The 10550-nt window shown below is 31.0% G+C and carries 12 protein-coding genes; 3 read left to right on the top strand and 9 right to left on the bottom strand.

Features of this window, described 5'->3' with window-relative positions; translation table 11 throughout:
• Positions 1–19: 19 nt before the first annotated feature.
• Positions 20–958 (bottom strand): LysR substrate-binding domain-containing protein, encoded by a 939-nt coding sequence (locus AAC053_RS12400; RefSeq protein ID WP_339757114.1) that lies wholly within the window; start codon positions 956–958, stop codon positions 20–22.
• A gap of 103 nt (positions 959–1061) precedes the next feature.
• On the opposite strand from AAC053_RS12400, the gene AAC053_RS12395 reads away from it, so the two are divergent.
• The gene (locus tag AAC053_RS12395) at positions 1062–1541 is read left to right on the top strand and encodes a Dps family protein (RefSeq protein WP_339757111.1); all 480 of its coding nucleotides are present in this window, start codon (positions 1062–1064) and stop codon (positions 1539–1541) included.
• An 87-nt stretch (positions 1542–1628) separates the two neighbouring features.
• Here AAC053_RS12395 and AAC053_RS12390 read toward each other — a convergent pair whose 3' ends face one another.
• From AAC053_RS12390 to AAC053_RS12360, 7 genes are all read right to left on the bottom strand, one after another.
• On the bottom strand, positions 1629–2048 hold the full coding sequence (locus AAC053_RS12390) for a DUF2141 domain-containing protein (protein WP_339757108.1): 420 nt from the start codon (positions 2046–2048) through the stop codon (positions 1629–1631).
• Between the two features lie 153 nt (positions 2049–2201).
• On the bottom strand, positions 2202–3533 hold the full coding sequence (locus AAC053_RS12385; protein ID WP_339757106.1) for a DUF58 domain-containing protein: 1332 nt from the start codon (positions 3531–3533) through the stop codon (positions 2202–2204).
• 35 nt (positions 3534–3568) lie between these two features.
• Complete coding sequence (locus AAC053_RS12380; RefSeq protein WP_339757104.1) at positions 3569–4564, bottom strand: MoxR family ATPase; 996 nt, start codon at positions 4562–4564, stop codon at positions 3569–3571.
• On the bottom strand, positions 4564–5769 hold the full coding sequence (locus tag AAC053_RS12375) for a DUF4350 domain-containing protein (protein ID WP_339757102.1): 1206 nt from the start codon (positions 5767–5769) through the stop codon (positions 4564–4566). Before AAC053_RS12375 ends, AAC053_RS12380 begins: the two co-directional genes overlap by 1 nt.
• The gene (locus tag AAC053_RS12370; protein ID WP_339757100.1) at positions 5766–6500 is read right to left on the bottom strand and encodes a DUF4129 domain-containing protein; all 735 of its coding nucleotides are present in this window, start codon (positions 6498–6500) and stop codon (positions 5766–5768) included. The genes AAC053_RS12375 and AAC053_RS12370 overlap by 4 nt, the downstream gene beginning before the upstream one ends.
• Entirely contained in the window at positions 6501–7388 is an 888-nt protein-coding gene (locus AAC053_RS12365) for a hypothetical protein (protein ID WP_339757097.1), read from the bottom strand.
• 7 nt (positions 7389–7395) lie between these two features.
• A complete protein-coding gene (locus AAC053_RS12360) occupies positions 7396–8394 on the bottom strand; it encodes a stage II sporulation protein M (RefSeq protein WP_339757094.1) in 999 nt (332 codons plus the stop codon).
• 36 nt (positions 8395–8430) lie between these two features.
• Here AAC053_RS12360 and AAC053_RS12355 point away from each other — a divergent pair, with 36 nt between their 5' ends.
• The gene (locus tag AAC053_RS12355; RefSeq protein ID WP_339757092.1) at positions 8431–9147 is read left to right on the top strand and encodes an RDD family protein; all 717 of its coding nucleotides are present in this window, start codon (positions 8431–8433) and stop codon (positions 9145–9147) included.
• A 171-nt stretch (positions 9148–9318) separates the two neighbouring features.
• Positions 9319–9933 (top strand): trimeric intracellular cation channel family protein, encoded by a 615-nt coding sequence (locus AAC053_RS12350; RefSeq protein ID WP_339757089.1) that lies wholly within the window; start codon positions 9319–9321, stop codon positions 9931–9933.
• A gap of 21 nt (positions 9934–9954) precedes the next feature.
• Here AAC053_RS12350 and AAC053_RS12345 read toward each other — a convergent pair whose 3' ends face one another.
• The gene (locus tag AAC053_RS12345; RefSeq protein ID WP_339757086.1) at positions 9955–10533 is read right to left on the bottom strand and encodes a class I SAM-dependent methyltransferase; all 579 of its coding nucleotides are present in this window, start codon (positions 10531–10533) and stop codon (positions 9955–9957) included.
• Positions 10534–10550: the final 17 nt, after the last annotated feature.

Below are 10550 nucleotides of genomic sequence, written 5' to 3'. Positions count from 1 at the left end.
GACTCGTAAGTCGCTTTTTTTATTTCGCTAAGGGACTAATAATTTCTACATTCTGAAATGCAATTGCACCACGTACAACACCCGAAATAACATTGTGCATAGCATCTATAATTTGCATTTTTAATTCACTTTTATGATAAATGATACTCACTTCTCGCGCAGGTGAGGGTTCATTAAAATGTCTAAGGTTGGAGTTAAGGCTCTCCTTAACGTCTAGTGTATGTAAATAGGGTAGAAGTGTCATTCCCATGCCTTCATTAGAGAGTTTTATTAAAGTTTCTATACTGCCACTTTCTAACTGAAAATGATCGTCTGCATGGTCTTTAAATGTTTTACATAAATTAATGACTCCATCTCTAAAACAATGTCCATCTTCTAAAAGTAACATATCCTCAATATCTAAATCTAAAACCTCAACCGTCTTTTTGTCTCTTAGCCTATGATTATTTGGTATATAAGCTACAAAAGGTTCGTAATATAAGACACGCTCTTTTATGTTGTCGCTCTCTAAAGGAGTGGAAGCAATTGCAGCATCTAAATGGCCATCACTAATTCGAGTAATAATTTCTTCGGTGGTTAACTCTTCTATCTTTAATTTTACTTTCGGATATTTTTTAATAAAATTATTTAAAAACATTGGTAATAGTGTAGGCATAATAGTAGGAATAATACCTAATCTAAATTCACCACCAATAAAACCTTTTTGCTGATCTACAATATCTTGTATGCGCTCGGCTTCATTTACAATATTACGAGCTTGAAGAATAATTTTTCGTCCAACATCAGTCACTTCGATGGGCTTCTTGCTTCTATCAAAAATAATTATATCTAGTTCATCTTCAAGCTTTTGAATTTGCGTGCTTAATGTTGGTTGTGTTACAAAACATTTCTCTGCTGCCTTAGTAAAGTTCTTATGTTCTGCTATTGCAAGTGCGTATTTTAGTTGTGTAATTGTCATGCGTATTGATTTAAGCTATAAAAGTATATAAACTATTCATAAAAACTATAGTAAAATCAAGTTAATTGTGAAGTAAATTTGAATACACAAAAAACAAATAATTATGACACTAAATAGTATAGGTTTAGATACCAATAAAACACAAGGATTAGCTAAGGATTTAAACCAATTATTAGCTAATTTTCAACTGTATTATCAGAATTTAAGAGGAATCCATTGGAACATAAAAGGGCGCGCATTTTTCGATTTGCATGTTAAATTTGAAGAATTATATACAGATGCAAACTTAAAGGTTGATGAAATTGCTGAACGTATTTTAACTTTAGGAGCTACACCATTACATACATTCGAGGATTATAATAAAGCAGCTAAGGTACCAGTTGGAAAACATATTTCAAAAGATGAGAAAGCAGTTGCCTTAATTGTAGATTCTTTAACAGAACTTCTTAAAATTGAGCGTACTATTTTAGAAACTTCTGCTGAAGCCAACGATGAAGGTACAAACGCAATGATGAGTGGTTTTATTACAGAACAAGAAAAAACAGTTTGGATGATGAAAGCATGGTTAGGAGAGACCGTATAAAACTAAAATCTGATTAAAAACAAGAGGCTGCTTAATAGTAGTCTATTGTTTTTAATCAGATTTTTTTTAATAGATCTTTGTAATGTTTTAGAAGCGAATGTTTAATACAAGATTTTTATCTTCTACTTTGAATTTTGCGTCATCATATTGAGGTGGACCAAAAGCCATAACGTTGTTAGACATTCCGTAAGATTCTTTTGGCATTCCATTCTCTTGAAAATCCATACGTTTGTTTTCATTCTCATCGTGTAAAGCCATTATAGCATAGTCTCCAGAAAGTACGTTTTCAAATGTTACAGTTATTTTTCCGTCTTTTATTTCTGTTTCAGAATCTATTATTCCTTTACCTTTCATAAATGTTTCTGATGTGTGTAATGACATTAAAACTTTGCCAATATCGTTCTTTACATTGTCAATTGTCACTGTAATAGTGATGCCTTTATCTTCTTGAGAAAAGCTGAAAAGTGAAGTTAAAATTAAAGCGAAGGTTAAAATTAAATTTTTCATGATGTTTTAGTTTTTAATGGTTATTTGTTTTTGATTGATGATTCAAATATCTAACAAATTGTGGTGATGAAATAATTGTTATTACCGAATTGTAATATTAATTGGATGAGTTGTAGTATTTCATTGAAAAGAAGAAAATTAAAAATGACAAGCCTATAGGAGACCACGTGCTTTTATCTCTAAATACTTATTAATAGTATTAATCGTCAACTTTTCTGGTGGAGTTAAAATCGCTTGAATACCATGCTTTTGAAGTTCCTTAACCATCAATCGTTTCTCAAAGGCAAACTTTTCTGCAATTGTTTTATGGTAAATCGATTGTAAATCTTCTGCGTTCTCTTTAATAATGATTTCTAGTTCTGTGTTTTCAAAAAGAACCACAACAAGCATGTGTTTTTTTGAGATGGCTTGCAAATAGGGCATTTGTCGCTTTAAAGCACTTAAATGTTCGAAATTAGTATAAAGTAAAAGTAAGCTACGATGTGTTACTTTTCGTTTTAGTTGTGCGTAGAGAAGTCCAAAATCACTATCGTTAAATTGTGTGTCTATATTGTATAGCGTTTCTAGAATGCGATTTAGGTAGGTTAGTTTATGGATAGCAGGTAGAAATGATTCAATATTTTTAGAGAACGACAATAACCCAACTTTATCATGTTTTTTTAAGGCTACATTACTAAAAGCTAATGCAGAATTAATGGCATAATCTAAGAGTTTTAACCCATTGAAAGGCATTTTCATAACACGACCTGTGTCTATAATAGAATAAATTGGTTGAGATTTTTCATCTTGATATTGATTAACCATTAACTGAGCACGCTTTGCAGTGGCTTTCCAATTCACAGTTCTAAAATCATCACCAGAGATATATTCTTTTATTTGCTCAAATTCTGAAGTATTACCAATTCGTCTAATTTTTTTCAATCCAATCTGAGTCAGAGAATTACTAATGGCTAGAAAATCATATTTCTGCATCTGAATAATTGATGGATATACCATTACCATTTGTTCGTTCTGAAACCGATATTTTCGTTTTATAATTTTCAAAACTGAAGACACAAAAATATTGAGATGACCAAAATAATACTCACCTCTGTCAACAGGTCTTACCATATAATCAAAATCGTGATTCTGACTTGGGCCAAGTGTTGTTTTATATACGAAATCTCTTTTTTGAAATTGCACTGGCAACTCATCTATTATATCAACATAAGTTTTAAAACTATACTTGTTGGTAATTGTTATTGGCACCGGATTATTGTCGCTATTAGAAAATTTATCTGGTAAAATTCGCCTAGCATTTATAGCGTTTTTGGGTTGATAGAGTAATAATAAATCAATAAATAACAGAACCAATATGATGACTGTTAGAATCCAAGCGATAGAAAATAAGGCTGACAACCAATAGGATAAAAGAAAGCATACTGAAGTAACTGCTAAATAAATGTATAGCTGTTTGTGTATAAATAGCGATTTAAGAAACGTCATGGTTTTATCTGCTTACTGTAATTGTTTACTAGTGCCTATCTAGGAACTTCAATGGATTGTACAATCATTTCAATTACGTTTTCTGTAGTCATGCCTTCCATTTCGCGTTCTGGTGTTAAGATGATTCGGTGATTAAGTACAGGGTCTAAAGCCTTTTTAATATCCTCTGGTATAACAAAATCACGACCATTAATAGCTGCAAAGGCTTTAGCTGTATTTAATATTGCAATTGATGCTCTTGGAGAACCACCTAGATATAAGTGCGGATGATTACGTGTCTTAGTTACAATCTCTGCGATATATTTAATAATCTTTTCTTCAACAACTATAGATTGTGTTTTGGATTTGTAGTCTTCAAGAGATTTAGTATCTAAAACAGCATTGATTAAAGTTTGTGGCAAATCACCTTTTCTAGCATGGTGCAATGCTATAATTTTTATTTCATCATCTAATGATGGATAATCAACCTTAATTTTAAATATAAATCGATCTAATTGCGCTTCTGGTAAAGCATAAGTTCCTTCTTGCTCTATTGGGTTTTGAGTTGCTAAAACCATAAAAGGATTTTTAAACTTATAAGTTGTTCCGTCTATGGTGGCTTGTCGCTCCTCCATGGTTTCGAATAACGCAGCTTGGGTTTTTGCAGGAGCTCTATTAATTTCGTCAATTAAAACAATGTTAGAAAAAATAGGCCCTTTTTTAAATTCGAATTCAGAAGATTTCATATTTAAAATCGATGTTCCTAAAACATCACTTGGCATTAAATCTGGAGTAAATTGAATACGACTATAATTAGTTTTTAAAACCTTTGCAAATAGTTTTGCGGTTACCGTTTTTGCAATACCTGGAACACCTTCTATGAGAACATGGCCATCTGCAAGCAAAGCTACAATCAGTAACTCTACAAAGTTATCTTGTCCTATAATGACTTTTCGAAGCTCTTCTTTTATGCTTTCTACTGCATTTTTTAAGCCTTCTAGTTGAATTCTATTATCAAAATTTAAGTCGTCGTTTACTGCTTCGTTTTCCATTAATTATTGGATTTAAATTGTTCTATTAAGGTGTTTAGTCTTTCTAATTCGGTATTATTAATGCTTGATTTTTGATTTAAACTAGTAATTAGTTTAAACAAGGTGTGCGTGTCTTCAATACTATTATTACTTCTTGCAGCCAAGTTTTTAATAAAGCTATCGTTTATTTCTGATGTGCTGAGGTGCATCGTATTTCTAATGAATTCTAAAAAGTGTTGAGTCTTATGCTGTGCAATGTCTTTATGTTTTCCGTTTTCATAGTACATATTAGCAATTGTCCTTGTAAAATCTACTGTTTGATTCTTTAAAGGTTTCACGATAGGAATTGCACGTTGCTTACGTTTACCTTCAAAAATAATATAGATTAATACACCAATAAGCATAATGTAGTATGCCCATTTTAAAGACTTTGTACTTAAAAATAGATACATTGGCGAAGTGTAAAACTTCTTTCCGGTTTTGTAATAATTGTCTATATAAATGGGTTGATTAGTATTTATATAAGACATTAAACCAGCAGTATAATTTTGATTTGGTGAATTAAGAATAAAGTAATTGGTAAAGGCTTGCGGAAATGTATTCAGAATAATTTCACCACCACCAAAAGGTTGTTTTATAATATTTATTAATGAGTCTTTAATACTTGTGTTTTCACCTCTATATTTATCAATAAAGCCAACTACTGTAGTATTTGTAGTATCTATTTTATTAAAATGAAAAAATGTTGTTGATCTATCGAATTTAAATGTGCTCTCAGTATCTAATAATGGGTTAACGAGTTTTACCTGGTATTCGTTGTTAAAATTACCCATAATATTCACAGATTTTGTTTTGAGATGTAAGGTGTCTAATAATTTTTTTTCAAAATCTACTGCCGATACAATAAGAGTGTTCCCTTTAGATACCCAATCTAATAAGTTATTAAGCTCTTGTTTTCCAAAGGCAATACCATCATTATAGAAAAGATAGGTGCCAGATATAGTATTACTTTTTAAATATTCAAAAGGTGGTCTATCAACAGAAATTACAGTATCAGAAACTCGTTGTAATTGTTCATTAAACACATAAGAGCCAAATGGGATTTTGTGATGTAAAGCATAGGAAGGAAACCAATTAACAGCTTTGGGTTTAGTCATTTCTAAAGCTACTATTGCCAAAATAGTCAGTACGGTAAGTGTTATGTATATTTTTCCTTTTTTACTCAATGCTCTGTAATGGTTTTATTTAAATCTTCAAAAAGCAATTTTAAAGATTCAAACTTTAAAACATCTACCTTAAATTCACCATACCATACATAATCATATATTCTGGTAATATTTTTAAAGTCTTTTTTTAAATGGTCTTTTTCTATTTCTTTTATATAATCTTCGTTCGTCTTTTGTGGTTGCCACGTAATACGATCACTTTCAGTCAGATATTTTAGAGATAATAAATAATAATAACGGATTGCTAATCTATAGTTTTTCTGATTGATGGATTCTTTTATCAAAGCAGGAATATCTTCATTTTTTATAATCTGTTCTTCTTCAGTAAAAAATATGGAGCCTTCTTCTTTAGCTTTAACTCTTAAATTATTCGCGTTTACTTTTAAGAAAAATCGAATCAATAAGAATACTAAAAAACCAAGTAAAATATAGGGCAATATCCTAAACACAAAATATAGAAAACCAGTTGCAGTACCTGTGCCGAAAATAGCTTCCCAAAATTTCCTTAGCATATTATTAAGCCAACGATAGACTTTATCTAAAAAGCTTTCCTCTGCTTCAACTTCTAAATAATTAAAATTTTTATCAGCTTTGTAAGATTCTAAATGGTCTTCAGAAATAACCTGTTTTTCTAATGTGGTGTCATCAAAATTAATTGGTTGTTCGTTTTGCTGCGCAGAAGAAAATTGCACAAAACAACAACATAAAAATAACAACCAAATAACTTTCATTTATTCTTCTATTTTACCAATTTCACTAATACGATCGTACGTGCCTGTAAAGGTTGTTTTTTCATGTAAATGAAAGTAAATGACTGCTCCGCCAACGACAAGAATGATGTTTAATAAAAACTGAAAAAATGTATTAAGGACATTTAAAAAAATAATAATTGGGTCAGCCGAAAAACTACTAATATCTGCTGGATCTATTTCGCCAGAAAAAACACCAGAACTTAATAGTGTATATATTATAGTTGGAACTGAAAAAATTAATCCGAGTAGGTAGTAAATTATACCTAAAACTATGAAAGAGCCAAAGGCCGTCCAAAAATCTACATTTACCAAATTAAAACTTTTACTGTATGCATCTGTAGCAGAACTCCTCGTTTCGAAAACATAGATGCTAAATAAAACAGCCATTGGCACCATAGCATATAAAACTGGTAAAAAACAAAGCATAGTAGCAATGATTAAGGTTATACCTTTTAAGAAGCTCATTCCAAGAAATGACCAAAAAGATTTGTACACATTTTTCTTAATCTCAGCTAAGTTTGTTTCACCTTTATTGTCCACATAAGATTTAATGTAATAAAGGGCAGAGGAAACAGAAAGAATATAGGCAGCTACGCCAGAGATAAGATAACTAAGTACAGCAATCAGAACCACAAATATATTACCAGAATTAAAAGAAGGTTCGCCAAATGAAGAGAAATTGAACATATCACCTGCTACATAATTATAGGCGGTAAGTGATAGCATAAAAACTAAAATAGCTGGCCCAGCAATATTAAAAATAGCCTTCATAAAAGGTTTAAATTCATTTCTAATAAACCCAAAAGTATCACTTAATATACTACTGAAATCTCTTTGTTTTCTAAATTCTATATATGGTCTATTCATGTTTCGATTAGTTTAAGGTTAGTTTAACTGTGTTTTTAATTTCTGTAAATTGTTTAGATTTTTTGTGTAATTGTATTGGGTAAATAACATAATAAAATAAGATTAGTGCAAGAGAGCCCGTAATAATTAGTATTGCTAGCCAATCTGGCATTTCTGTATGTCTGGTAACAAAACCTTCTAAAAAACCAGCAATTATAAAAAACGGAATGGTACTCATTAATATTTTTAAGCCATTAATAACACCGCGTTTAAAAGACTCGAGCCTTGGTAATGTCCCTGTAAATAACATGCCATTTCCCATAACCATACCTGCACATGCAGCAATAATGATAACAGAAATTTCTATAGTACCATGTATCCATATTGTTCTTGCAGATTCCCAAAGCAGACCTTTTTCATAAAAAAAATATTGAAAACTACCAAGCATAATTCCATTTTGCATCATTATATATAATGTGCCAATTCCTAACAAGATACCATACGCAAAAGCAAATAGTGCAACCTTAATGTTATTTAGAGTAATGCCTAAAAACATATTAAATTCACCTTGCTCTTTATAAACAGCCATTGGGTCTCCATTCTCAATGTTTTCGAGCGTCATATTCACATAACCATCACCTAAAAATGATCTTACAAAGTCACCCTCGTTAGCTGCAGAAAATGCACCAACTATAACAAAAAGTGTAAAAGTTAAAAAAGTAATAAGAAGTTCGCGATGATGTTGGTAGAACATCGTTGGAAACTCTGTTTTAAAAAAAGAAATGAGTCTATTTTTGGGTTCTTTTTTTGTTCTATATATATTCTGATGTGCTTTAGATGCTAACTGATTAAGATAGCGCTCTGTATTACTATTTTTATAAAATGTTTTGGCATAACTCAAATGATCGGTCACCTCAATGTAAAGATCAGAAAGCAAATCGGGATCAATATTGATTTTATTTGTAAGAACACTTTCAAATTCTAACCATTTATCTTTATTTTGCTTTACAAAAGCCGCTTCGCGCATATATTAATCCCTTTAGACTTTCAAAGAAAAGAAAATATGGATGAATTTCAAATAGAAACTGCTCAAAATGTGGGTATAAATCAAAACGTAGCTAGTATTGGTCATAGGATGCTTGGTTATCTTATTGATAGTGCAGTTATTTTGGTTTACGCCATAGGTGCAATTTGGCTTTTAGTAGCCTTAAATTTAGATCCTGGAGATTCGTGGGCTGTATATTTGTTAGTCTCTCTACCAGCGTTTTTATATTATGTCTTACTTGAAACATTTTTGAATGGCAAAACAGTTGGGAAAAATGTGATGAATACGCGTGTTGTAAAGTTAGATGGATCTAGACCAAGCTTTGCTAATTATTTTGTAAGATGGATTTTGCGTGTTATAGATGTGGTTTTTACTTCGGGTGGAGCTGCAGTTTTAACGATTTTATTAAAAGGCAATGGGCAACGTATAGGTGATATCGCAGCAGGAACGACAGTTATTAGTGAACGTCACAAAATAACTATTGATGATACCTTAATAAAAAATATACCAATTGATTATGAACCTACTTATAGCCAGGTAACTGTATTAAACGACAGTGATATGCAGACCATTAAAAATTTGTATGATGAAGCCTTAAGAAAAGGAAATCATAATATTATTATAAATCTACACCATCGTCTCACAAAAGTTATGGCTGTTGATACAGAAGAAAAACCAGTTGATTTTGTAGCTAAGGTTATAAAAGATTACAACTATTATACACAAAACATGTAAGCAGAGAGCCAAATTTGCTTAGCAAATTTGTGCGAATCGCTTATCCCGAACTCGTTTCGGGATCTCATTAATAAATAATTTTTCATAGCATTTCGACTGCGCTCAATATGACAGTCGTATTTTAAATAAAAACAAATTCCGCATCAAGTGCGGAATGACAAATTAAGAAAAATGTTCATACAAGTTATTGATATTTTAGGAACGATAGCTTTTGCTATTTCTGGTGTTTTAGTCGCTATGAGTAAACGCATGGATCCTTTTGGAGTATTTATTATTGCCTTTGTTACGGCAGTTGGTGGTGGTACATTGCGCGATTTACTCATTGGATCTACACCAGTTTTTTGGATGACAGATATGACTTTTATATATGTGATTGCTGCTGCTGCTTTAGTTGCAGTAATATTTAGAAACCAATTAAAACACCTAAGACGTTCCTTGTTTTTATTTGATACCATTGGTATTGGTTTATATACTATTATTGGAATTGAAAAAGGTTTAAACATAGGGTTAAATCCTATTATTTGTATTGCTTTAGGAACAATAACAGCATGTTTTGGAGGTGTAATACGTGATATTTTGTGTAACGAAATCCCTGTGATATTTAGAAAAGAAATTTATGCAACGGCTTGTATCTTTGGTGGTGTAACTTATTTTGTTTTGCGAGAGTTTATAGGTGACGAAAACCTAATTTTTGTTATTGCTTTAACTGTGGTAATAACCATTAGATTATTGGCTGTTATTTTTAAAATAAGTTTACCAAGTTTATATAAATTTGAAAGCCAATAGGTTTTAACACTTTGATTTGTTTTAATGTTGTGATTTTTTTCTTCCAAATAGTAAAAGTGAATCTTCATTGTCAAACTCTTTATAGTATTCGATTGAAAGAATCTCGAAATACCCCTTAAAAAACTCCATGAGATTTACTTTATTATGATAATTAACAAAAAGACCTTTAAAAATTTCAGAACCATCACCTTTCCAAAAAGAATGACAAACGATACCATTTGAATTGAGAATTTTATGTTGTCTTTTAATTGAATCTGCCAATTCAATATCCGTTAAATGGTGCATTACTTTGTTTGAATAAATTCCATCAAACTTCTTATTCGTTCGTAAAGAGATTGCATCTAATTTAAGAAATTTACCATTTGGATATTTAGATATTAAGTGCTTCAGAAATTCATTTGAATTATCAGATCCTACAACTTTGTATGGTTTATCCAGAATTTCCCAATCTGTTCCTGGCCCAGAACCAATCTCAAGTAGCGATGACTGAGAAGGTAAAACCAGTTCGAGTTTTTCAATTAGTTCCTTTCCATTAACATCTTTAGCCAATTGTATATATTCAACTACAGATTCTTTCGTTTTGTAATAGTCTCCTTTCATAATTTTATTTTTTCATT

The sequence above is a fragment of the uncultured Winogradskyella sp. genome (assembly GCF_963975125.1).
Taxonomy (GTDB): Bacteria; Bacteroidota; Bacteroidia; order Flavobacteriales; family Flavobacteriaceae; genus Winogradskyella.
Note: the sequence above shows the minus strand (reverse complement) of the source record. Positions and strands in the feature narration are given on the sequence as shown.